At 60.0% G+C, this 22,985-nt stretch carries 25 protein-coding genes and 1 tRNA gene; 11 read left to right on the top strand and 15 right to left on the bottom strand.

Translation table 11 applies throughout. From position 1 onward, the window contains the following. The first annotated feature begins 46 nt into the window (after nucleotides 1-46). The 5 genes from VJS46_RS04595 (at nucleotide 47) to VJS46_RS04575 (ending at nucleotide 4,207) form a co-directional block, all read left to right on the top strand. Nucleotides 47-772: a tetratricopeptide repeat protein gene (locus VJS46_RS04595; protein ID WP_324058171.1), complete on the top strand. Its 726-nt coding sequence runs from the start codon at nucleotides 47-49 to the stop codon at nucleotides 770-772. Further along, nucleotides 769-2,097, top strand: coding sequence for a PQQ-binding-like beta-propeller repeat protein (locus VJS46_RS04590; RefSeq protein ID WP_324058170.1), 1,329 nt, complete (start codon nucleotides 769-771; stop codon nucleotides 2,095-2,097). Before VJS46_RS04595 ends, VJS46_RS04590 begins: the two co-directional genes overlap by 4 nt. Nucleotides 2,098-2,140: 43 nt before the next feature. Next, nucleotides 2,141-3,499, top strand: coding sequence for a ribosome biogenesis GTPase Der (gene der / locus VJS46_RS04585; RefSeq protein WP_324058169.1), 1,359 nt, complete (start codon nucleotides 2,141-2,143; stop codon nucleotides 3,497-3,499). Beyond that, the gene (locus VJS46_RS04580; protein ID WP_324058168.1) at nucleotides 3,489-3,704 is read left to right on the top strand and encodes a sulfurtransferase TusA family protein; all 216 of its coding nucleotides are present in this window, start codon (nucleotides 3,489-3,491) and stop codon (nucleotides 3,702-3,704) included. The genes der and VJS46_RS04580 overlap by 11 nt, the downstream gene beginning before the upstream one ends. 95 nt (nucleotides 3,705-3,799) lie before the next feature. Further along, on the top strand, nucleotides 3,800-4,207 hold the full coding sequence (locus VJS46_RS04575; protein WP_324058167.1) for an Hpt domain-containing protein: 408 nt from the start codon (nucleotides 3,800-3,802) through the stop codon (nucleotides 4,205-4,207). A gap of 354 nt (nucleotides 4,208-4,561) precedes the next feature. Here the strand turns inward: VJS46_RS04575 and bfr are convergent, their stop codons facing one another. Together bfr and VJS46_RS04565 are read right to left on the bottom strand one after the other, a co-directional pair. Further along, the gene (gene bfr / locus VJS46_RS04570) at nucleotides 4,562-5,041 is read right to left on the bottom strand and encodes a bacterioferritin (protein WP_324058166.1); all 480 of its coding nucleotides are present in this window, start codon (nucleotides 5,039-5,041) and stop codon (nucleotides 4,562-4,564) included. Between the two features lie 101 nt (nucleotides 5,042-5,142). Continuing rightward, the gene (locus VJS46_RS04565) at nucleotides 5,143-5,313 is read right to left on the bottom strand and encodes a (2Fe-2S)-binding protein (protein ID WP_324058165.1); all 171 of its coding nucleotides are present in this window, start codon (nucleotides 5,311-5,313) and stop codon (nucleotides 5,143-5,145) included. A gap of 158 nt (nucleotides 5,314-5,471) precedes the next feature. Between VJS46_RS04565 and VJS46_RS04560 the strand changes: the two genes are divergently transcribed. Next, a complete protein-coding gene (locus tag VJS46_RS04560) occupies nucleotides 5,472-6,332 on the top strand; it encodes a hypothetical protein (protein ID WP_324058164.1) in 861 nt (286 codons plus the stop codon). Here VJS46_RS04560 and VJS46_RS04555 read toward each other — a convergent pair. Next, the gene (locus tag VJS46_RS04555; RefSeq protein ID WP_324058163.1) at nucleotides 6,329-7,495 is read right to left on the bottom strand and encodes a DUF418 domain-containing protein; all 1,167 of its coding nucleotides are present in this window, start codon (nucleotides 7,493-7,495) and stop codon (nucleotides 6,329-6,331) included. The two genes, VJS46_RS04560 and VJS46_RS04555, sit on opposite strands and share 4 nt — an antisense overlap. A gap of 80 nt (nucleotides 7,496-7,575) precedes the next feature. Here VJS46_RS04555 and VJS46_RS04550 point away from each other — a divergent pair, with 80 nt between their 5' ends. The 3 genes from VJS46_RS04550 (at nucleotide 7,576) to VJS46_RS04540 (ending at nucleotide 9,722) form a co-directional block, all read left to right on the top strand. Then, a complete protein-coding gene (locus tag VJS46_RS04550; protein ID WP_414707967.1) occupies nucleotides 7,576-8,340 on the top strand; it encodes a methyltransferase domain-containing protein in 765 nt (254 codons plus the stop codon). A gap of 140 nt (nucleotides 8,341-8,480) precedes the next feature. After that, on the top strand, nucleotides 8,481-8,858 hold the full coding sequence (locus VJS46_RS04545; protein ID WP_324058161.1) for a hypothetical protein: 378 nt from the start codon (nucleotides 8,481-8,483) through the stop codon (nucleotides 8,856-8,858). Nucleotides 8,859-9,311: 453 nt separating this feature from the next. Then, nucleotides 9,312-9,722 (top strand): type II toxin-antitoxin system PemK/MazF family toxin, encoded by a 411-nt coding sequence (locus tag VJS46_RS04540; protein ID WP_324058160.1) that lies wholly within the window; start codon nucleotides 9,312-9,314, stop codon nucleotides 9,720-9,722. A gap of 166 nt (nucleotides 9,723-9,888) precedes the next feature. Here the strand turns inward: VJS46_RS04540 and VJS46_RS04535 are convergent, their stop codons facing one another. Further along, nucleotides 9,889-14,028, bottom strand: coding sequence for a phage tail length tape measure family protein (locus tag VJS46_RS04535; protein ID WP_324058159.1), 4,140 nt, complete (start codon nucleotides 14,026-14,028; stop codon nucleotides 9,889-9,891). Between the two features lie 77 nt (nucleotides 14,029-14,105). Next, nucleotides 14,106-14,387: a hypothetical protein gene (locus tag VJS46_RS04530; RefSeq protein WP_324058158.1), complete on the bottom strand. Its 282-nt coding sequence runs from the start codon at nucleotides 14,385-14,387 to the stop codon at nucleotides 14,106-14,108. A 227-nt stretch (nucleotides 14,388-14,614) separates the two neighbouring features. On the opposite strand from VJS46_RS04530, the gene VJS46_RS04525 reads away from it, so the two are divergent. Both VJS46_RS04525 and VJS46_RS04520 read left to right on the top strand, forming a co-directional pair. Then, on the top strand, nucleotides 14,615-14,872 hold the full coding sequence (locus VJS46_RS04525) for a hypothetical protein (protein ID WP_324058157.1): 258 nt from the start codon (nucleotides 14,615-14,617) through the stop codon (nucleotides 14,870-14,872). Between the two features lie 25 nt (nucleotides 14,873-14,897). Further along, nucleotides 14,898-15,464: a hypothetical protein gene (locus tag VJS46_RS04520; RefSeq protein WP_324058156.1), complete on the top strand. Its 567-nt coding sequence runs from the start codon at nucleotides 14,898-14,900 to the stop codon at nucleotides 15,462-15,464. Between the two features lie 65 nt (nucleotides 15,465-15,529). Here VJS46_RS04520 and VJS46_RS04515 read toward each other — a convergent pair whose 3' ends face one another. The 10 genes from VJS46_RS04515 to VJS46_RS04470 all read right to left on the bottom strand — a co-directional run bounded on the left by VJS46_RS04515 (nucleotide 15,530) and on the right by VJS46_RS04470 (nucleotide 22,983). Continuing rightward, on the bottom strand, nucleotides 15,530-15,745 hold the full coding sequence (locus VJS46_RS04515) for a helix-turn-helix transcriptional regulator (RefSeq protein ID WP_324058155.1): 216 nt from the start codon (nucleotides 15,743-15,745) through the stop codon (nucleotides 15,530-15,532). A 594-nt stretch (nucleotides 15,746-16,339) separates the two neighbouring features. Beyond that, nucleotides 16,340-18,397, bottom strand: coding sequence for an AAA family ATPase (locus VJS46_RS04510; RefSeq protein WP_324058154.1), 2,058 nt, complete (start codon nucleotides 18,395-18,397; stop codon nucleotides 16,340-16,342). A gap of 685 nt (nucleotides 18,398-19,082) precedes the next feature. Next, entirely contained in the window at nucleotides 19,083-19,394 is a 312-nt protein-coding gene (locus tag VJS46_RS04505) for a hypothetical protein (RefSeq protein ID WP_324058153.1), read from the bottom strand. A gap of 2 nt (nucleotides 19,395-19,396) precedes the next feature. After that, the gene (locus tag VJS46_RS04500) at nucleotides 19,397-19,657 is read right to left on the bottom strand and encodes a hypothetical protein (protein ID WP_324058152.1); all 261 of its coding nucleotides are present in this window, start codon (nucleotides 19,655-19,657) and stop codon (nucleotides 19,397-19,399) included. Beyond that, complete coding sequence (locus VJS46_RS04495) at nucleotides 19,650-20,132, bottom strand: hypothetical protein (RefSeq protein WP_324058151.1); 483 nt, start codon at nucleotides 20,130-20,132, stop codon at nucleotides 19,650-19,652. Before VJS46_RS04495 ends, VJS46_RS04500 begins: the two co-directional genes overlap by 8 nt. After that, nucleotides 20,129-20,335: a hypothetical protein gene (locus tag VJS46_RS04490; RefSeq protein WP_324058150.1), complete on the bottom strand. Its 207-nt coding sequence runs from the start codon at nucleotides 20,333-20,335 to the stop codon at nucleotides 20,129-20,131. Before VJS46_RS04490 ends, VJS46_RS04495 begins: the two co-directional genes overlap by 4 nt. Further along, entirely contained in the window at nucleotides 20,332-20,541 is a 210-nt protein-coding gene (locus VJS46_RS04485) for a helix-turn-helix transcriptional regulator (RefSeq protein ID WP_324058149.1), read from the bottom strand. The genes VJS46_RS04490 and VJS46_RS04485 overlap by 4 nt, the downstream gene beginning before the upstream one ends. Before the next feature lie 84 nt (nucleotides 20,542-20,625). Next, entirely contained in the window at nucleotides 20,626-21,507 is an 882-nt protein-coding gene (locus VJS46_RS04480) for a hypothetical protein (protein WP_324058148.1), read from the bottom strand. Next, nucleotides 21,504-22,733: a tyrosine-type recombinase/integrase gene (locus VJS46_RS04475; protein ID WP_324058147.1), complete on the bottom strand. Its 1,230-nt coding sequence runs from the start codon at nucleotides 22,731-22,733 to the stop codon at nucleotides 21,504-21,506. Before VJS46_RS04475 ends, VJS46_RS04480 begins: the two co-directional genes overlap by 4 nt. Before the next feature lie 174 nt (nucleotides 22,734-22,907). Further along, nucleotides 22,908-22,983 (bottom strand) — tRNA-Phe (locus VJS46_RS04470). Between the last annotated feature and the right edge of the window lie 2 nt (nucleotides 22,984-22,985).

Raw genomic sequence — 22,985 nt, 5'->3', positions numbered from 1 at the left:
CTAAGGTCCGCGCGCAGCGACTTGGCATACCCTTCGGAGACGCGTTTTGGCCGTTACGCCCCAAGATAATGAAGCTTTTTTCCGGGAAGTCGATGACGCTCTGCGTCAGGATCAGCTCACCAGCTTCTGGACCCGCTATGGCCGTTTGCTGATCGTGCTGATCGTGCTTGGGCTGGTCGCCTTCGGCGGCTGGCTCTGGTGGAACCATCAGGCGGAGCAGAAGGCGGGTCTGCGTGGCGAGGAACTGGCAAAGACGTTCGACACCCTCGAAGGAGGCAACAGGGCGGAAGCAGCCAAACAGGCCGACGCCCTGGTGAATGCCGATCAGCCCGGCTATCGAGCCGCCGCCAAGCTGATCAAGGCGGCCATCGCCCTTGAAGGCGGCGACAACAAAGCCGCCATTGCTCAATATAGGGCCATTGTCGCGGACGAGAAGCTGGCGCAGCCCTACAGGGACCTGGCCCTGATCCGGCAGACCGCCCTTGAGTTCGACACACTTCAGCCGCAGCAGGTGGTGGACCGGCTGAAGCCGCTCGCGGTCGAGGGCGGTCCCTGGTTCGGCAGTGCAGGCGAGATGGTGGCGATCGCCTATATGAAGATGCGCAAGCCTGACCTGGCGGGACCGCTATTTGCGGCCATGTCGAAGGATCGCGGCGTTCCAGAGAGCATCCGGACACGTGCGGTTCAGATGGCCGGGTTATTGGGGGTGGATGCGGTCCGTACCGACCGCGAGCAGGTGGCCGGAGCATCGGCCGGAAGCGGGGATGAATGAAGGTGAATAAGGTTTATCGGCTGACGGCCGCGGTTGCGGCTGTCGCTCTTCTTTCGGGCTGCGGCATCTTCAAGGGGAAAGCGGGACCTAAAACGCCAGTCCTGGGGGAACGTATTCCCATCCTTACATCTGAATCCGGTGTAGAGGTCGATCCTTCGCTGGCCGATGTGGAAGTGGTGCTGCCTGCCTCGGAGACCAACAGCGAATGGAGCCAGCCTGGCGGCAATGCGGCCAAGTCCATGGGGCATCTTGCTCTTGGCAACGCGCCGCAGAAGGTCTGGTCCGCCACCATCGCAGGCGGCGGCAAGAAGGCTCGCTTGGCCTCGGCCCCCGTGGTGAGCGGCGGGCGGCTTTACGTCATAGGCACCGACGCACGGATCAGGGCATTCGACGCGAGCAGTGGTTCTCCGGTCTGGTCAGTCGATTTTGACTCCAAAGGCAATGGCGGCGCGCTCTTTGGTGGCGGCGTCAGCGTGGAAGGCGATCGTGTCTATGCCACCAATGGCGTTGGCGATGTCGCTGCTTTGAACGCTTCGGATGGCAGCATCGTCTGGAAGAAGCGGCCCGGCGGACCGCTTCGTGGCGCGCCGACGCTTTCCAACGGCAATGTCTATGTGATGTCGCAGGACAATCAGATCTTCGCCCTCAACGCTACAAATGGCGATCTGGTCTGGACCGAATCGGGCACGCTGGAAGTTACCGGCGTTTTCGGTGTCGCGGCTCCAGCAGCCGGGCAAGGCACGGTGATCGCAGGCTATAGCTCTGGCGAACTCAGTGCCTATCGCTATGAAAATGGCAGGGGCTTGTGGGGCGACGCGCTTTCCAGGACCAGCATTTCAACCTCTGTCGCTTCACTTTCGGACATCGATGCTGATCCGGTCATCGACCGCGGGCGCGTCTATGCAGTGGGTCAGGGCGGGCGCATGGCGTCCTATGAATTGGTCACTGGCCAGCGGCTTTGGGAAATCAACGCGGCTGGTATTTCGACGCCCTGGGTGGCTGGCGAATGGCTGTTCGTAGTGACGGACGAGGCAAAGCTGCTCTGCATTGCGCGCGCCACCGGGAAAGTCCGCTGGGTGAGCCAACTGAAACGCTACCGCAAGGAAAAGAAGAAGCTGGATCCGATCAGCTGGACAGGCCCGGTCCTGGCGGGGGGGCGCTTGATATTGGTGTCCTCCGAAGGCGATCTGGTCTATGCGAACCCCGTCGACGGCTCGGTGCTGGCGACGCAGGAACTCGGGTCAGGCATTTCGCTGTCGCCGGTGGTCGCGAACAACATGCTGTACGTCCTCGACGATGACGGCCGCTTGACGGCCTATCGCTGAGCGATGCGGATGAAACGGTATTTGAGGAGGTAGGCAGGCCCATATGCTGCCCGTAGTTGCCATTATCGGGCGGCCCAATGTCGGCAAGTCCACCCTGTTCAACCGGCTCGTCGGCAAGCGGCTGGCGCTGGTCGACGACCAGCCTGGCGTCACGCGCGACCGGCGCGAGGGGGATGCAGAACTGCTCGGGCTCAAATTCCGCGTCATGGACACGGCAGGCTATGAGGATGAGGATCCTCGCACGCTTCCCGGCCGGATGCGGGCGCAGACGGAAGCCGCCGTGGCCTCTGCCGACGCTGCACTGTTCCTGATCGACGCGCGCGCTGGCATCACCCCGCTCGACGAAGAAATCGCCCGCTGGCTGCGGGAGGGGGAAACCCCTGTCATTCTGGTGGCCAACAAGGCCGAGGGGAGGGCGGCGGAAGCTGGGCTTCTCGAATCCTATTCGCTCGGCCTGGGGGAACCCGTTCAGGTCAGCGCCGAACATGGGCAGGGCATGGCGGACCTTTTCCAGGCTCTGCTTCCCCATGTCGAACGCGACGAGGATGAGGAGGACCAGGATGCAGAGGAAGGTTCCGATGCCGTCCTGAAGCTTGCCATCGTCGGACGCCCCAATGCAGGAAAATCCACCCTCATCAATAAGATCGTGGGGCAGGATCGCCTCATCACCGGCCCTGAGGCCGGGATCACCCGGGACAGCATCGCCATTGATTGGCAGTGGACCGATGCAGAAGGCCAGCCGCGGGATGTGCGGCTCATCGACACCGCGGGTATGCGTAAACGCGCGCGCGTGCAGGACAAGCTCGAAAAGCTCTCCGTTGCTGACGCCTTCCATGCAGTCAACTTCGCCGAAGTCGTCGTGCTGCTGCTCGATGCGACCAAGGGCCTGGAGGCCCAGGACCTGAAGATCGCCGATAGGGTGCTGGAAGAAGGCCGTGCCCTTGTCATCGCGCTTAACAAATGGGACGTGGCGGAGAATGGCAGCGCGCTTTACCAGGGCGTGCGCAAGGCACTGGAAGAAGGTCTGGCGCAGGTCAAAGGCGTACCGCTGATCACCCTATCCGGCGCGACTGGAAAGGGCATAGACCTGTTGCTTCAGGTGGCATTTGAAACGCGGGAGGCATGGTCGCGCCGCGTCACCACCGGCGCGCTCAACCGTTGGTTTGAACGCGCATTGGAAGCCAATCCGCCCCCTGCGCCGGGCGGGAAGCGGATCAAGCTGCGTTATCTGACGCAAGCGAAGACACGCCCGCCGGGTTTCATATTATTCGGCACGAGGGTGGATCAGTTGCCGGAAAGCTATCGCCGCTATCTGGTGAACGGCATTCGCAAGGAGCTTGGATTCGGCGCGGTTCCTGTCCGGCTGACTCTACGCAGTGCCAAAAATCCCTATGGAAAATAAACCAGTGCTGGTCGATGCCCGGGGCATGCGCTGCCCCTGGCCAGCCCTGCGCGCCGCCCGGCAGCTTCGTCAGTCCAGCGAGATAGTGATCCTGGCCGATGATCCTGCCGCACCGGCTGAACTCAAGAGCCTTGCGCAGCAAAATGGCTGGACCTTTGCCGAAAAGGCTGCTGATGGCGGCGCTGCATTTCTGATCCGCCGATAGCCCGTCAAAGGGCGGCTCCATATACGCTCTATTTACCCTTTTCCCGCTAAGAGCGGGGGTGCGGGGAACCATGGACGGAATAAGGAGTGAGGCTGGTGGCCCACTTGCAAAATGCACTTGTGAACTGGACTGACTTTGCTCAGGCGCGCCGGGAATTGGGTGCGGGTTTCGTTCGTATTCTGGGCTATTTCCGGGAAGATGGCATCAAGTCGGTCGCAGCGATCGAGGAAGCGATGCGCTCGCGCAATGCAGCCGCGCTGGTGATCCCGGCGCACACGTTGAAGGGGGAATCGCGTCAGTTCGGGGCCGAACGGCTTTCGCTGATGGCGGAAGAGATCGAAACGGTTGCCCGCCGCTGCGTCGAATATCATGAATCGCCGGAAGAACTGATCGAGCAGGTCGTAGCGCTTCGTCCGGCCTTTGAAGAAACGCTGCAGCTTCTGGAAAAAGAATCCAATCCGTTGGTGGCACGCCGCCCGACATTCGGACGCCGCGCTCTTTAGCCGAAGTGCCTTAAATTGGAATCAACTGCCCTCCGTTCGGCTGAGCTCGTCGAAGCCAACCTTTCTTGAAGAGAAGCAAAGCCCTTCGACAGGCTCAGGGCAAACGGAAAGTGGTGCTGTTTTTGCTGCACCATGCCTTCGCTTCTTTTTCGATGATTCAGCAGGCTTCTTTGCTGTGCGGAAGAAAACCGTCGTCCCTGCGTGCGCAGGGGCGACGGGCGAGGGGCGCGCCACACAGCGCCATCTTGCGGATTATTGTTCACGAAGAGGCGCGACGGACGCAGGGTCCCTCAGCCTTTTACCGATAGGTCAGAATCAGTGCGGGACCTTGATCACCCCGGCCCCGCACCCGAGTCACTCTTCCTCAGCCTTGGAATTTAGCTGGATATAGTTTTCCAGGCCCATGCGCTCGATCATTTCGAACTGCGTTTCCAGCTTGTCCACATGATCTTCCTCGCTTTCGAGGATTTGCAGGAGCAGGTCGCGGCTGACGAAGTCCCGCACCGATTCGCAATGCGCAATTGCGTCGCGGAGCAGGGGGAGTGCCTCATGTTCCAGTTCCAGGTCTGCCTTGAGAATCTCCTCGACGGTTTCGCCGATCTTCAGGCGGCCGAGCATCTGGAAATTAGGCAGGCCGTCCAGAAAGAGGATGCGCTCCGCCAGCTTGTCGGCGTGCTTCATCTCGTCGATGGATTCCTCATATTCCATCTTGGCGAGTTTCTTCACGCCCCAATGTTCCAGCATGCGGTAGTGAAGGAAATATTGGTTGATCGCCGTGAGCTCATTCTTGAGCGCGGCGTTGAGGAACTCGAGTACTTTTTCGTCGCCCTTCATGGGGTCTTCTCCATCGTCAGAACGACGCAGATTATAGACCCTTTTTCCGGGATGTTAAGCCGCAAAGCCGCAGAAAAGCTGGCTTTTTTCGCGCGATATTGCTAAGCAGTCGCACGCTCCGAAGCGATAATGCTTTTTGCATAAGGTACGCATTGGCCGCATTTGGGACGGCGGCCGAACCGGGCATAAGCGGTGCATGGATCATGCGCGCCTTCACGAACCGCGTGGCGCAGTTCCTTTTCGCGAATCGCATTGCAGATGCACACAACCATCACGCTCTCCTTAAGGTCTGCTATAGCGTTAATGATAATAGGTCGCAATAGTAAAACTTGCGGTGCGTGCGGGCCCCAAGCTTTTGAAGGTTAACGCATATTTAACCGCCCCGACTTTCGCCTTATGCCAGTGGAGGAGAAAAATCAGGGGAGGGTGAATGCTGCGCGAATCGATTCTGCTGGCCACTACAGCGCTGGGATTGCTTGCCGGGAATGTCGCACAGGCGCGGCAGAGCGACCTCAATGAATTGCCGGCGGCCGGCCTGCAGATGGCTTCGCCTCTGGATGCAGTCTGGTCCGCGATGGAGGTCCAGGCCGATTCGGTTTGGAGCGATCTCAAACCCGAAATCGATAAGGAACGCTCCAGGCTTTTTGCGCCGACCGGGCCTGCTGATCGCGACTGGGCGAAGCATGGGGTGGACATGGCTGCGCTGCTGGCGAAAGCGCCGGGGGGCGCCGCGGCCAATGTGCTTTACAGCGATAGCCCGGAAGGACCGAGCATACACGCGCTCGATGCGTCGGTTCTGCAGCGCCTCGCTTCCGAATGGCGACCGCTGGCGGACCGGGGTTTCGCAAAGGCGGATGGAATGCGCTTCGCCACGGCTTTGGCGGTGACGCCCGCACATCTCCTGGTGTCGCAGGAGGCGGTGGAGGCTCTCGGCAACGGCTTTTGCCCGGCCTCGGGGGCGTCGGCTCCGGCTGACCAAATGACATTATATCGCGATGCGAAGCAGCCATATGACGAGACTTCCGAACAGGATGGAGCGGTTGAAGGCGCTGCCTTTTCGACCTGGACTGCGCTCAGCAGGACGGAGACGCCGCGGCTGTGCTGGATCTATGTCGAGGTCGCGCCCGGCCTTTATGAAAGCCGCACTTATGATCGCGAGGGACGGCCGCTCGGCCATATGGACAGGGGCACGAGGCAATTGCATATCGTGCCGGTGGCGGATCTGCGCAGCATGCTGACCGCCCGCGTTCAACCAGTGCCTCCGGCGCAGGAAAGCGCCAGCGCTCATTAGCCTCGTCTCATAGGCTCCCATCGCTGCTGCGTCAGGCTGCGCCACACCCATTCAAATGGGCCATAACGAAAGCGCTTGAGCCAGGGGAGCGGCCAGAGCAGCATCAGCACCCAGGCAAGCGGCACAAAAGCATAGACGGACGCACGGTCAACCGTGCCGTACAGGTCAAGGCCGTAACCATAGAACAGCGTCGTCATCAGGATGCTGGTGCCCACATAATTGGTAAAGGCTGTCCGCCCGGCAGCGGCGACCCTATGCAGAAGGCGCGCCTGGGAAAAGCGGAGAATCAGCCACATCAACAGCGCCGCATGGGCCAATGTAAGTGGCAGGCGAAAGGGCAAGGACCAGCTTATCACCGCGTTGAAGGTGACGATCGGGTCAAAGCCGCTTGCCCAGCACCAGGCGGCAAGGCCGAGCATGGGAACGCCGCCCGCGAGGTAGCCGATCGCGGCCACACGCAAATAGCGGCCGGGCCCCCACTCTCCGGTCAGGAAGCCGTTCTGCATCAGACTCATGCCCAGCAGCATGAAACCCAGCGCCTCGAAGCCGGACAGGATCAGCAAGGCGGGCTGGTCACTCAGTAAATGACCAAGCCGCTCTTCAACGATGGGCCAATAACTCCCCTGATGCAGCCTCACGTCCTGAGCAAGGGCGTCTTCCATCCCTCCGCCATCGGAAAGGATCATCGCCACCGAAAGGGCGGCGAGGACGGCAAATTGTACCAGAAAAAAGAAGATGGAGGCAGCCACGATCTCGCTCGCTTCCTTCCGGACGAAGAGCAGCAGGAAGACCCCGGCGATCGCATAAAGCCTCAGAATATCGCCCCACCAGATGAAGATATAATGGACAAGGCCGAGCAGAAAGAGCCAGAAAAAGCGGCGATAGAGCGGCGTCAGCCCTTCTCCACGCGCGGATGACCTTTGGTAGATGAGGAGCGTGCTTGCTCCAAAGAGCAGGGAGAACAGGCCGCGCATCTTGCCATCGACAAGGATGAAATTGGCCGCCCACACGGCATAGGCCGTCACTGTCTCCCCGCCCCAGAAGAGCGGGTTTATATAGGCAAGATCGGGCATGGAAAAGGCGATGATGTTCATCAGCACGATGCCCATCACCGCAAATCCGCGCATGGCGTCGAGCGTCAAGAGACGGGCGGGATCGTGCATTGCCTGCTCGTAGCCTTGCGGAGGGGAAGGGGAAAGGGCTGTTACTGGAAAAGCGCGGCAAATTGGGTCATGGACGGATCATGGCGAACAAGCGGACAGAGCGTATCAGACAAGCTTTCGGCGCGGCGGCGGAAGGTTATGAGGATAGCGCGGGCGTCCAGCGGATCGTCGCGGAAACGGTCGCGAAGCTCGCTGCCCAGCGCCGCCTTGGCGCCGGCGCGCGCATATTGGAGGTCGGTTGCGGCACGGGCTTCCTCACCCGCCATATCCGTGCGCAATGGGCCGATGCAGAGCTTGCGGTCAGCGATCTTGCGCCCGAAATGGTGCGGCAGGCAGCGCGTAACCCAATGCTGTCCGCCTCCTTCTTCACGATGGATGGCGAATGGCCCTGCTTTGAAGGACAGTGGTTCGACCTCATCCTGTCCAGCCTTGCCTTTCAATGGTTCGAGGACCTTCCCGCCGCGCTGGAGCGGCTGTTCGCGCTTCTCCGGCCGGGCGGGAGTCTCATCTTTTCTACCATGGCAAAGCGTAGCTTTGCGGAATGGAGAGCGGCGCATGCAGCGCAGGGATTGACGGCAGGGACGCCGGACTATCCCTCCCTTGGTGCGCTCAGGTCGCTGGCGGCGGGCTATCCCGACGGCGCGGCGTTTGATGAAGACTATGTCGTGGAGTTTGGCAGCGCCCGTGCCTTCCTCCAGCATCTCAAGGGCATAGGAGCGACGGTTGCTACTGAGGGCCGCATCCCCCTCTCGGCCGCTCAACTGCGGCGCGTGGCGCGGGTTTTTGAAGAGGCGGGGGCACGGGCAACCTATCATGTTGGATTTGTGCGATTGACCCGGCTCTGAGTTGCCCTAGTCATTACCTCGTCCCCGGATCGGCTTGCTGCCCAGGACGTTCGGCTTCGGTTCATGTCAGGCAGCGTATGAGTCGCCCTGATATGGTGCGGCCCGTTTTCCATACGGGCCAAGGCGGCGGGAGAAGGGCCATGAAGGGCATCTTCAAATCAATCATAGGTGCGCTGACCATTGCTGGCGCTTTGACGGCGGCTGTTCCGGCGCAGGCGCGGCATGACGGCTACCGGGATTATCGGGAGCATCGGTGGAAGCACGGTCATCACCGTTATCGCGATCATGGCTGGCGCGATTACCGGCGCCATGACCGCTATGGCTATTGGGACCGCCGCCATTACCGCAATTATCCCCGCGGCTATTACGGCTATCGCGGCTACCCGAGGGTCTATTACCGGGATTATGACGACGATGGCGCCATCATTGCCGCCGGCATAATCGGCCTCGCCCTTGGCGCCGCAATTGCGTCAGATCGGGACCGCGGCGACCGTTATTACCGGGACTATGATTATTAACGCGATTAGAAGAGCGTTCGCGGCAGGCCAATATCTCGTTTCGTTATAAGGCGGCGGGTCCCTGCCTGCGCAGGGACGGCGAGTGCCCCGAAGATACGGCCTTACCAAAAGTTCGCGTAGGCACGCACGCGGGCAGGGACCCCGCTGCCTTACAGGCCATCCTTGAAGGGTTCCGATAAGTTCAGTCCGAATGGGGATAAGTGCCCACTTCAACTTCAAGAGAACGGAAGTGGTGCCGGGGGCGGAGTCGAAAAACGAATAGAAAACGGCGGTTTAAGGCGAGTTTTCGCGTGCAGTTCTTAACCGTGGCCCCCTATGTGGCCCCCAAAAGATTTTGCTGGCCCCGTTGGGGAGGTCTCAGCAGCGCGAATCATGCCCCGCTCCATACAGCCCTAAGGGATTGGCAAGCCACCAGGTAAGTGGCTAAACAGCCCGCCCTAACGGGGGCGTTCCTTGAAGTATCCGGTAAAGCCAAAAACTATCTTGCTGTGCGACTATAGCGCGGGAGGCTTTCGGCCTCCTGAGATGGTCAAAAAGCGCCCGGCCATCGTGTTGGTTGGCGCTTTACCTGGTCGCAACAATCTTCACACGGTTGTTCCGATGAGCGGAACTGAATCTGAGGAAAGCAAGCGATACCACTGCCGGGTCGAACTAGATGAGGCGCTGCCCCCTCCGTTTGACGAGCGGGTCTGGTGGATCAAGGCGGATATGGTCTGCACCGTGGGCCTAGATCGGCTGGACCTTTTCCAGACTACGCGAGATCAGTATGGAAAGCGTAAATATCTTAGTAACTTACGTGTAAGCGACCAGAATTTTGAACTGGTAAAAGAAACAGTTAGGTACGCGCTCGGCCTCGGTGGTTGACATTGGCCACCTGCCGAATCATATAGGCCAAGATTGCTCAGGAGCATGCTCGCTGAGCCTCAAGACCTCTTCGGAGGCAGCTACGCTGCCGGGCGATAACAAGCCATAGCGTAGCCCAGATCTAACCCCCAAGTCGCAAGGCTTGGGGGTTCTCTGTTTCCAGATCCTATCGGCTAAGCGCATCCTGAAACGCGCGGCGGTTACGGGTTACGAAATTCAACATCGCCTTTTCACCGCTTCGGGTGTTCATGATCGCCTGCGCAGCCTCATCCGGATCGAAGCTGTTCACGATCTTGATAGACTGTCCATCGCTGCCGAAACCACCATTGGCGCGATGCCGCGGATCTGATGCCGTCAGCACCTCCTCGCCCTTCTGCAGGATGGCGGGGACCTCATCAGGACGCAACCCAGCGATGCCGCCATTGTGATACCGTGCGGCTCTGGAGAACCAATCGGGGTTCACAGCACGAGGAATCGGCCCTGCTCCACCGATGATCCCGCCGTCATGCGCTTGCATACCACCGACAGCCCCGAAGCCGTTGGCAGATCCACCAAGGCCACCCCCGGCCGCAGATCCCGTGCCAGCACGCACCAGGCCGCTGATCAGATTTAAGATGAGCTGTTGCTGGATCATCTGCGCCATCTGCCGCAGGAAGTTAGCCGCGAAATCCAGAAAGGCGTTCTTCAGTGATGTGAAGGCGTTTTTACCCTCAGCAAGCGCCTGCGCAAATCGGTCCAGCGCGCCTGTAGCAGTGTTTTTGAACGTCTCCGCGATCTGCTGCCCTGTCACGCCTAGAACGGAGACCCAGCGCTGCGTCGATTGTTCAGCCATCTGCAGGCCGGAAACGATGGTGGCAATCTGGTCGGCGGTAAGGCCCAGGTTATTGTTAGCGGGGTCAAGCGCCTGATAGAACGCGATGGCGTTTCCGATCGCCTCCTGCAGCCGGGCATTCACACTATCTAGTTGTGGCAGGAGCGCATCGGCCGCGCCGCCGTTGCCCTGTTCTCGCTGAAACGTGATCTGGCTTTGAAGCGCATTCCGTTGGGCCGTTAGGTCGTTCACGGGGTTATCTACAGCATCGCGCGCGGCCTTCGCTCGTGCCTCTATGCCTTTGACGGCCTCATATTCTAGTTCCACCTGCTGCCTGATGGCGGCAGCCTGCTCCTCACTAAACTTCAGCCCATCCTTGCCAGCCTTCTCCCGAGCATCAGCGATAGCCTTCTGCACCTCAGCTTCGCGTTGGGCATCAATTAGCGCCTCACCACTGAGTCCGCGTTGGGCGTTGGCAGCATCGATATTCCGCTGGCGCGCCGCTGCTTCTTCCCTCAGTGACCGATTGAACGCATCCTGCTTCGCCTGCAGATCGGCTGCCACCTGCGCCGCGCCCTGATCCACTGCCAGGTTCGGAGAACCCAGCATATCGGCTTCAAGGTTGCGGCGGCGCGCGTTGATGCCTTTGTTATCGCCGGCTAGGCCGCGAACGGCCGACGCGATCTGCTCATTCGTACCAGCCTTGACCGCGCCGATGATGCGATCTGGCAGGCTGCCGTAATTGTACGCGATCGAAGTTAGCGCTGCCTGTTGCGACGGCGAGAACTGCGCAAAGCGTTCGCCACCGATCTGCTGTTTAACGACGTTCGTGAATTCCTGGATTCGGCGTTCCAGGTCGCGCGTGGCGCCCTCGCGGGTGACAGTGTCACCGGCCACCACTTTCCGGAACGAACCGTCTGGATTGGTGATCGTGCTGGACCCAAAGCCTAGACGCAGGGCATTGCGGTCCCATTTCGCGGTAGATTGGAAGCCTTCGAACTGCTTCAGCAGTGACATCGCCTGCGCGGGAAACGCCATGGCCGCCTTTTGGGCGCGTTCGGCGGCATCGGCCTGCTGCTTCTTATATTGGGTGAGCTGTTCCTCCAGGCGAAGCCGCTCCTGCGTCACGCCGGCATTCACGAAATCGGCGCGGTCGCCAGCGGTTGCGCGCGGGAAGCGTTCCGCGGCTTCCAACTCCAGTTCCTTGCGCTTCGCAGCGAGCTTATTCTGGATAACGGCTTCGCTGGTGACCTTTCCAGCGGCAACCGCCTGCCGCTCAATCGCATCAGCAATATCCTGCGCGGCTTTCTTCTGCGCTTCCGTCATGACAGGCGACGCGCTGCCGCTGGACTGCCTGAACGTGGCGGGATCGATATTCGTGGCGCGCCCACGCGTCAGGCTGTTCGGAAACGCCGGAGCGCCGTTGCCGCCGTTAATGGCGCCGCCTATTCGGTTGCCAATCGCCGTTCCGATTAGCGACGGGTTAACGGCAAAGGTCAGCAGATCGAAAACATCTTTTGCGCTGAGATTTTGCAGGGAGCTGGCCAGGCCATCCACTTTCTCGGCAAGCGTATCGAACAACTCGCCCAATGCCCGCACCGGCTGGCTGTTCGACAGCCCCGCAAGGGCCTTATCCCAAGCTGACTCGAGATTTCGCGCAGCCCGAGTCCACGGCCCATTTGCCTTGTCGGCTACTTCGTCCAGCTTCCGTGTCGCGATGTCACGGGCAAGCGACCGCGCCTCTTCCGCGCGGCCGACTTCATATAGCGCCTGGATCTGTTCGCGCTGAGACGCAGTATAGACGTTGGTTGCATCGTCCAGCTTCTTCACGGCATCCCATCCGCCGGAGAAGGCGTCGCCCACCTGCTTGGCTGCGTCGGCTACATCGATGCCGAGGATGTCAGCAAGGTCCTGCGCGGCTTTGCCCAGCTCGACAATCTGGCTCTCGTCAAAGCCATCCTTCATCAGGACGCGAACAACCTTCAGCGCGTTTTCTGCCGACAACCCATATTGGTCGAGCGCCTCAGCGGCGGCGTTTAGTCCGGCTGCCGTGTTGAGTCCGCCGTCCGCATCAAGGGCAAGCAGGCCGCCAAGCTGCCGGATGCGCTCGGCGCGGTCATAGGCATCCTTCAGCGTGACGACGATGCCGGCTAGGATTGCGCCGAAGGCGATTGCAGGACCTGACGACAAGGCACCGAAAACCGCTGCCCCGACGCGGGGGAATAGCTGCAGGATCTGCCCGCCTTGCTGTCCCAAGGTTTGAGCGAGCGACGTGCCACTGGCGAGCTGCGTCACCACGTCATTCACCTGGTAGCTGAGATTCGTCAGTTCGTGCGGTTGGAGGCCAAACAGAGCGGGCCTGCTGCCGGATTGCCCGAATGCCTTCAGCGCGCGCTTGGCGTCGCCGTCCAGCAGCTTCAGGCCGGCGCTAAGTTCCTCAGCAGAGATTTTCCCCTGCTTGAAGAGGTTGTTCAGTTTCGCCTGTTCGGCCGATAGCCGTGCTTCGATCGCGGCGACCGGATCAAGCTGCGCCCGTAATCGAGCGGCCGCATCAGCCATAGCGCGCTCTTCCGCGGCAGCATCCGCCATGGCAGCGGCGCCCTGCTTCACGCGGGCTTCAAACATCTGATGCGCAACCGCAGCTTCCCTCAGCGCCGCAGCCTCTTCACGTGCTGCCAGCGCCTGGAACGATGCGCCGTTATCGGTAGCACGCCCATTGCCGATGCCAGTTGCGCGGCGCACCGATTCCGCCACCGCAGCGGCCGCGTCTCGGGCTGCGGCTGCGCGAAGTTCCTGAAGCTGGATCTCGCGACGGGCGAGCGCTTCGAAGCCGGCGCCGTTGTCGGTTGCGGTGGTGCGGCCCGTGCCGGTAACGCGCTGGACGTTTGCGGCGGTCTGCGCGACCGCTGCCTGGTCGCGTAGCGCCTTTGTCTGCAATTCGATTTCGCGGCGTGCGGCGGATACTGCGGCCTCCACCGCGTTCGCCGTGCTGCTAACTTTCTGCAGCGATGATGCGCTGCTGTTCAGCCCGGCTTCCTGCGTCGCGATTGACCGGGCGAGTTTATCGATCTGCCCATTCAATCGATCATATTCGGCAGCAACCAGCTTGATTTGCGATAGGCGGCCGGATTGGTCGCGCCCGGCGGATACAATGGCATCAGCCCCATTAAGGCGCTGCATTGCCGCCTCGGCTGCGCTGGCCTGAGCCTGTAGCGCCTGCAGTTCCTGCCGTTGTCCAGCGATTGCGGCTTTCTGCTTAGTGAAGGCGGTTTCCGCCCGTTCGGCCCCACCGGCAAGGGCGGAATAAGCCTTATCCAGCGTGTTGAGTACCGTTGCGAGCTGGCTGATATTCTCGCCAGTGTCTTCCGCAGAATCGGAGACCTTATTCTGGATGCCGTATAGCTTATTCAGGGCACCCGCTACGGCATCGATGGTTTTCTGCGCCTCGTCACGGGCGCGGATGACGAGTTGAACGTCTTTAGACCGGCTGCTCATTGATCGTTGCTCCCCACCAGCGTCAGATGAGGCGTTGCAGCAGCAGGAGTAGCGGGGGCCAGGCGGCGGGCTGCGATCTACACCAGTTCAAGAATATGAGGGCTGCGGCTGGTGGCTTCGATGCAACCCATGGCAGCAATCATATTCATCATACCGCCGGGCTGAACCTCATCGACAGAGACGCCTCGCCCAATTGATGCGAGGTGTCGCACCAACTCGGAATTCTCAAAGATGATGCGGGTGATCGTCTCGATTAGCGGCCCATTGGCAGACTGATCGCTGGCGGCAATCTGCTGCGCGGCATCAGGGAAGCTATCCAGCAATCGTACGAGTTGCTGCGGGGTAACGGGGTAAGCCATTGGTTGTCGTCTCCAATCTTCTCCCGTTTACCGATCAATACCAAACAACCGGATTCGTGTAAAATCACGATTATGTTGATCAACTATCACGAAATTGGTGACGCTGTTGGACTATTTGATACGGTATGGGTCCGTATGGTGTTATTTTTAGTTTGACTCCACTCTGAAGTGATGGAACTTTTCACCTCGGAGGCGGCGAGTCGTCTTCGTGTATCGGGGGATAATTCATGAACATTATGACGACGCAAGCCGATTCCTTCGAGGTGGAGATTGAATCGCGCTTTTCGTGGTTGCCCATTCGGACGGGGGATTATGCAAGTGATCTGGCAGCCGGCCGCAACGCAGGCGCAGAATTGCTGAAGCTGGCACGCGAGGCAGACAACCCGCTCCTGATCAAGGGCGCGCTCGGCCAGGCAATCGAAGCGGGAGAATGGGCAGCCTTTGAAATTGGTTTCACTTATGAAATCAGCTTGGCTGCGATGTAAGCGGCCATCCAATCGAGGGGGATCTATGAGAAAGATTGCGCTCGGGCTTTTGATAGCCACCAGCCTGCAACCCGCCCATGGCGCGACGGCGCTGGAGAAAAACACGGCCAGGATGGCTGCCATGTCGGCGGGCGATTTCCGCAATGCGGTTGCCATCCAGGATGACAGCGTGGAAACGGTCGCCGTCATCACCACAAAATCAGCATACAAATCGAAGGGCGAGGCCGATACCTGGATGATGGCGGGTATAGACAAGCAAACGGGACGTACCGTGTATCAGCTCGTCGGCTTCACTCGCTACATTGGCGGATGGCGCTTCTACAGCCGCGGCACCTACGCCCGGCCCAGCGGGCCTGTCAGTGGGCAGCTTCGAACGCAGCGGCGGGTGGATAACTGCTATGTCAGTTGCCAGTTCGAAGAGACAGTCTCGATCGACATCCCTGAAACGACGCTGCGAGAGATTGCAGCAGATCCGCGAATGTGGCGGATGCGCTTTCAAGGGCAGGGCGCGGTATGGGATGACGCAATGAATCCTGCTGAGGTCGCCGCGTTGCTGGAAACGGTGGACTCCTATCGGCGGTCGCGGTTCTAGAAAACAGGCTGGACCACCTGGTTTTCGGCAAGATGAAAACGGCGCCGACTTCTCGCCCATGGTTGCTATTCGGGCGTGTAGGTCGGCGTTTCGCCGGCAAGGATCTGCCGCTGCCACTCTTCTATCTCCGTTGACAGCCAGAACCTGCGCGCACCTTCGCCTCCATATGAATGGGCTGCGGGGAAGCGACCTTCTGCAATGCGACGGTAGATTTCAGTTTTGCTCAGCCCGCATTTTTGCACCACGGCTTTGAGCTTCCAGAATTCAAGGTCTGCGCACATCGGTCGGACTCCGCGCCGCAGCGGGTCCTATTAGCCCGCAGCTAAATAATAGCGGCATGGCGGCAAGCATCCAAATCCTTTTCCTGCCGAAAATAGCTTGTGCGACAATCAACATACGCTTGGCATAAATCACGAAAATATTGATTTTGAATAAGCGAAATCAGGACGACAGAATTATTGCGTCTGCCTCATGGCAGTGTTTCCAGCAAAATTGCGTCAGCCCCTAGAGCTACTTTCAACTGACTCAGTTTCCGCGCCTCCGCGGCTCCCGCAGCAGCATGAATAAGGGGAATGGGACCCGCGGTTGTTTTAGGCGGGTTGGTGCGTGGGAGGAAGCGGCGACAGGCTGCGTGCATCTGCGGTTTTCGCGTCGGTCTGCTGCCCATCGATCATCTATTTTCCACCCTGCGGCATCGGCAGCCGGACACGGACATTGCCTATAGGCAAATGTCCTGTCTGTCCGGTCTGCGGCGACGTTTTGCAAATCAGACATTGGGCGATGTCCGGTTAATGTCCGGCAATGTCCCGCAACCTTGAAACTGACGGAATTCTGCCGATTTTCTCGCGTGCGGTGGGACATTTGCCGATGTCCGGTCATGCCGCTGCGGCGTCCGCGAAGTCGTCAAAGGCGTCGCCGCTGTCCCACTCCGAAAAATCAAAAATGTCCGGCAGTGATGCTGTCCTATTTGCGAGCGAAACGGCTGATTTTCGCGTGAGTCCTTGGAATGCGCGCTGCGTTGCCTTTCGACGGCTTTCCCTGTCATCTGACGCGGAAACGGTACGCGCATCGATGCAAGCTGTTCGCCATTCATCCTCAGCGACCGAACGTCCGGCGGACCTCTGCACCATGTCCTTCAGGATTTTAAGCGCGGCCTGTTCGCTGGCTGTTAGTTTCGGGCGGGCTTTGGCCGTGCCAGGGTCCATCTCGTCAACCAAGGCGCAGGTGATGACATCGCCGTCGTCATCAACGCCCATTGTCTCTGTCGCGATGCGGAAGGCGATATCCCGATCACATGGGCCGTTACGGTTTTTTGACAGCTTCCCCCTGACGATTCCCTGCTCATCACGGGCGAAGAGCTGCAGAGCAACGTCAAGCGCGCCGTTTAGCAGAGAGTGGCCGCGGGGAGTCGGTGCGCCACTTTTCGCGTCGTGATGAATAAGGACAACCGCAGAGCCATAGGATGCCAGCTTACGGGAGATTGCCACGACGCGGCCCATCTCTTCCGCGCTGTTTTCCTCCAAACCGGGAAACGCCATAGCCAAGGTATCGATGAAGACGAGCGAAGGCCGCTGCTCTTTGACGGCGCGGCGCAGTGCCACAAAGTCGGCGCTGTCCTTGGCCAGCAAGTCGGAGACGCCTTCCACCAACGTAAACTGATCAGCATCACCGTGGCGCCGTTTGAGCGCCGACACGCGGCCGCGCATCCCGTTAGGATCTTCTGCCGCCACATAGAACACGCGGCCCGGCTTGGTGCGCATAGCGAAGGCACTGCGACCCTGCGCAACCGCATAACCCAGATGCGGCGATATGAGCGACTTACCGGCGCCGGGTGCGCCATAGATACAACCAACGTCGCCGGGTGCGATCAGCCCTTTAACGACATAGCCACGCGCCGGCGCGTCAGCACATTCACCAGGCGACAGGAAGCGCAGCCGCGGCGTTTCTGCCTTGGGGTCTGTTGCATCAGTGGCGGCCGACTCATCGTCATCATCAAGGGTGTCAAACTCGTCTGATGTTGTCGGCTTGCCTGGATAGTCCGAGATGGGATTCTTCAGGCCACCCTTCCATCCGCTACGGAAAGTATCCCTAAATTCCCGCCGCCTGATTCCGCAGGCTTCCGCACCCTTCCAAAGTATCGCTTCAGCGTCGTCGTGATCGATGAAACCGTGCGCCGCTGCGCCGCCGGCCCAAAAGCTCGCATCATTTAGCGCGACGTTCCTGCCGCTGTCCTTTTCCATGGCAGCGATCTTGTCAGCGCGGCCGCATAGATACTCGCGCGCCCATTCCCGCTGTTCTTCGGATGCGTCGGTTTCCAACGCAACAGGATCGCGATCTGGCGCAGGCGGCGGGATAAGCGCCTCCGGAAAGGCCGGGAGAAGGTCTCGGTTGAGCGGGCCGCCGATGAGGCGATAACAGACGCCATCCTTGTACGAACCGGGGGCGACGACGAAACCGCCGGAGGTGCGAACGTCTATGCCGTCGCCAATTTTGGAGACCCAGTTCTTTAGGCGAGGATCGAAGCGGAAAAACAGATGTAGCCCGTCGGATGGGGTCTGACTCCGCTGTGGTGCCAAGGCCGCTAAGTCCGAAAAGCCGAGTTCTGCTAGCGCCGCAATGCCGTCCTTCCCGCCTTTTCGGTCGAGATCCAGAACGCTGATGCCGTTTCGCTCACCGCATAGGAGTCCGACGCGGGCATCAGGCCATTGTTGCCACCATTGGGCAACCTTACGCGCGTCGGCGGATGCTTCTGTGAGGAACCCACTAATAGGAGTCCACCGCCCGATGTTCTTCCAATCGCGGATGGGAAACACGGCGAAGCCTTGGGCCGCTAGACCGGCTGCGACGGAGGCATTAGTGGGTGCCTGGGAACAATCTAATTCAGGTGTTGATAGGAGGCCGTCGAAATCATCGGTCGGTCCGGAAAGCGTCATTAGTCGTCAACCTTGGCAACCGGCCGTCAACGTGGTATCTGGATACCTGTCGTCTTTTACATTGAAGCCGGGCGTCGATCGGAATACCCCTTCCGGTCGGCGTTTGGTTTTTGGAAACCTCCCGTTATTAGTTAGCTGCGTCAGACGGCTCCGAGCGGCAGGAGGAGGCCGGGAACGTGTTCCAGCTTCCGCCGGGTTGCTCGGTCGATCTTGTCGCGCAGCAAAAAGCCGAATTCTAGGCTGTGATCGTCCCCGACTTCGCAAGGCAGAAATCGGAATGCGAGCGCTGCGGGCTTGCCTAGGATTTTGGCGATTCTGGCCCTGACGCGCGCCTCGTGAAGCGCAAGACGGGAGCATGTGGATAGATCCAGCACCGAGGAAGCGCGGAGCTCACGACGCCTGCGGCGCCACCACTGTTTCCAGCCTTTGAGGTTTACGTGCTCCATCAGGGTAGCAGCCTGCCGAGCAACCGTGCTCCGATTATATCGACACTCTCGCCGGCCTGCTCAGCGAGGCGCAGTTCCGTCGCGAGCTGCGATTTCGGCGTTATGGGCGGCATCTCAGCCCGAAACCGTCGGCTGCTTATCTGCGCCCTGCGACGCGGAAAGGAGTTCGGGCGTACATAGGGAACCGAATACATGTCAGCTCCTATGGATGCGGCGGTGCCAACAGGCCTGATTATCGGTCATTGCCCGCCCTCGTCGCCAATGATGCCCATCGCTTTGAGCGACGCGATAACTTCGCTCTCTGACGCGGGTTTCTGCTTCGCAGTTTCCTGTTCGAAGCCTTTGAGACGCACGCGGCCGGCAAGTTCCTTCAGGCGATCGGCCCGGCTGGTGTCCGGCTGTTCGGCGCTGATCGCCCCCATAGACTGCAGTGATGCCAGGACATCTTGGTCATCAGCTTTGGCGGCGCTGTTCGCCTGGTGTTGACCGGCCTGTTTCTGCGCTGCCGCTACGATGCTGGCGGCGCGATTTTGCGGATTGCCTGCGCTCATGGTCAGCCCTCCACCTGGTCGCGTTCGAACAGCGCCAACTCTGTGGCGTCGGGGTAGCGGATGGCCCCCAGGTCGATCAGCCGCCGAATCTCTGCCGGGCCACCTTCAAGCAGGCTGGCGGGAAACAGCGTGCCGGCATCGATGCGCTTGGTCGATTTCTTCATGACGGGGCTTCCGTCCGCATTCCATTCGCCGGTGGCGACCATTTCCACATCGGGGTCACTGACGCCCAAGCGATGGACGGCAAACAACAATTCAGTCATTCTTTGTTCCTTTCACCTTCGAAATGATTGGCGCAGAAATCGCGCGTGCCGCTGCCGCCAAGTTTTCTGCTTTCAGCGCGTCAGGCATCAGCGCGTCAGGAATGGCCTTGATCAGCCTTTCCACAAGCAGTGAACCTTTGATGGGTAGAGGTGCGCCAGGCGGAACTGGGAATCCGCTCGTGCCGACGGTGCCCGCCATGACGTGATCAGCAGCGATCAGCCGCGCGAGAGCTGGTGCTAGTTGCTCGATGCCCTTTCGGGTCTCATTAAGGGCGTCACCCTGCACTTCCGCGATAAGGCGAAGCGACGCCGCAGCTAGGGGAACTTGGAGCGGCGGGATTGCAGCTTCGGCCTTCGCGATGACGCCTTGCTGGAGCTTGATCGCAGCGATCAGCGCCGGCGCATTTTCGTCGAGTTTTCTACGACGTTCGGCGCGGCGGTTAGCATTGCTGCGGGTTTTGGGGGCCGATGTCATGCGCCCTCCTCCTCTTCATTGCCATCGATGATGCGGCGTGCCGCTTCTGATTCTATGGCTTCACGAAGTTGGGTGCGTTCCGCGTCTTCCGCAGCCTTCCGCTGTTGCAGCGCTGCGAGCTTGTCGCGTTCTACCGCAACCTTCGCGCGGGCAGCATCGATCGCTGCGAACGCGTTGCGCGCTTCCTCTATGGTGCTCATCATGCCGCAGCCGCCGCAATTACTGCCTGCAGCCACGCAAGGGGAATGCCCGCCGCCCTGCCACCTACATGGATAGGTGAGGGGACGCGCCCCTGCTCAGCGAGTCGATAATAGTGGCTGCGGCTTTTGAAGCCGAGAAATTCAGCGGCCTGCGCCGGCCGTAACAGCGGCCCAGTTGCAGGCACATCCGCCCAGGGTTTCGTAGTCATTAGACCTCCATCTGCTTCCGCTTCGGAGGTCCTTTTTCAGCGATTCGCGGTTAGGCTAAAATAATCGCCGCTGGCGGAATTTCCCTAACTGAGTAGCTTCAGGTAATCCTCCATAGCCGCTTGAAACTTAGTCTGCGTTGCGACGGGAAGGTCGCCAAGCTGCTGGTGATACTCAGCCCAATCGCTGGGGGTTGCAGCTAACTGCTCATCTGCAGTGATTTGTCCGGCAAGCCAGGCGAGAAAATCATGAAGATCGGGGGCCATCTGACTTTGTAGACCGAGACAATCGGCGGCGGCCTCTATGCGCTTCAGATGGTCCTGAATATCGCGCCGCGCCATCATCCAAGCAGGTAGGTCGGGCGATTTCTGCTCATCATCGATGTAAAGGTCGCTCCAAGCCTCCTCTATGGTAGTAGCGCTGGGGACCTTCCCCCTCCAATGACCAGCGCGCGCGGCCTCAGCAATCAGCTTTGCTGCCTTTTCGGATGCCGCCTTCTGCGAAACTTCGCGAACTGGTATCTTTTTTTCCTTCGCCAAGATCGCCCGCGCAGAATATACATAGTGCGCACGATGCCACAAATCAGCCTTTGGTCGGCCGCGGCCTTTGCGAGGTAAGGGCACGAGCAGCGACGGCTCGGCAGTGCTGGATTTATGCGCGTACATCGCCTGACAGATCGCTAATCTGCGCCAGTTCTCGGCGGTCGGCTTCCAATAACGATAGCTATGCGGATCTGCCAGCAAGCGGAGTATGTCGGATTCAAATTCGCGTTCCAGCCGCTTCAATTCAGCTTCGAACTCACTGACGGTTAGGGCGCCGTTTGTTCCGCTCGGCCGTGAATTGCGTTCGTGGAGCGCCTCCAAGTCGTTTTCATGCTGATAGCGTCGAGCGACACAGTCGCGCGGCATGGGCGGTATTCCGAACCGAATGAACTGACGCAGCAGCGCCGCTTCAATTTCGATCGTCATGCCACCTGCCCGCTGCCAGGGAACGGCACGATGTCACCGCCCTTGCGAAGCAAATCAAGGTGATCGCTCCACCATTGAGCCATCTCAACGCGCTCCTTCCAATGCGCGCCACGATGATAGGCAGCGCGCACGTTGTCGCTGTCCTGGTGCGCCAGCGCGCGTTCAATCTCGTCAGGGTGCCATTTGCCGCTTTCGTTAAGCAGCGTCGACGCCATCGCGCGGAAGCCATGGGCCGTCATCTCGTCGCCGGTATAGCCCATTCGGCGCAGCGCAGCATTCAACGTGTTTTCCGACATGGCGCGCGCCGTTGAGCGGATGGACGGGAACACATAGCCCGGTCGATCGCCAGCCAGTTCCCGCAGCCCTCTGAACAACTCCACCGCCTGCCGAGAGAGGGGAACGTGATGCGGTCGGCGCATCTTCATGCGGGAGCTTGGAATCGCCCATACCGCTGCATCAAGGTCGATCTCAGCCCATTCCGCGAATCGGAGTTCGCCCGGCCGCACAAAGAGGTGTGGCGCCAGCTTCAACGCGTACAGGGTGATGTAATGGCCGGTATAGCCGTCGATCGCCCGTAGCAGTTCGCCCACTTTCACGGATTCTATGATGGCGCCATGATGCTTTGGCTTAGGCGCGATAAGGGCGCCGCGAAGATCCCGCGTCGGGTCGGACGCAAGGCGAGTTGTCGCGACGGCATACCGGAAAACTTGGCTGGAGAATTGCAGCAGCCTGCGAGCAGTTTCTAGATTTCCTTTCGCCTCAGCGCGCTTGAAGATGGGCAGCAAATCAGCGGGCGCTATCTCCGAAACTGGCATCTTGCCGATTACGGGGTTTAGGTAGCTCAGGAAAAAGTCGGCCTTCCCTTGGGTCGAAGCCGCCCACCCCTCTTTTGTCCGCTTGTTGATAAACTCAGCCGCCACAGTCGAAAAGCTGTTGCCAGCGGCCATGCGGCTTTGAACTTTCCGCCGCACCTTCTCCACGCCCGGATCTTTGCCGGCTGCCAGTTCCGCCTTTGCAGCGTCGCGGCGCTTGCGGGCGTCGGCCAAGCTGACTTCCGGGTAGGTGCCGAGACCCAGTTTCTTCTCTTTGCGGTCGACTCTGTATTTCAGGCGCCAGAGTTTTCCGCCGGTCGGCTGCACCAAAAGGAACAGGCCGCCGGAGTCCCCGAGCTTGTAGGGTTTGTCCTTCGCCTTCGCGGCTTTGATTGCGGTATCCGTCAGCGCCACTGGGGGCCATCCTTCCTGCGGCAGGGGGCCAAGCCATTTTAGCCCCCAAACTGGCCCCCATCGATGCCGTGTTACAGGCATACGCCAAGCAACGGCAACAAACAGGGGGTGCCTGATTTACCGCAGAAAACCGCGCTTAGTAAAGACGGAGGGCAACGCCATCATACAGCAAAATGGTGCCCGGGGGCGGAATCGAACCACCGACACTGCGATTTTCAGTCGCATGCTCTACCAACTGAGCTACCCGGGCTA

The sequence above is a fragment of the Rhizorhapis sp. genome, assembly GCF_035276005.1.
Lineage (GTDB): Bacteria > Pseudomonadota > Alphaproteobacteria > Sphingomonadales > Sphingomonadaceae > Rhizorhapis.
This window is presented reverse-complemented; position numbering and strand designations above follow the sequence as displayed.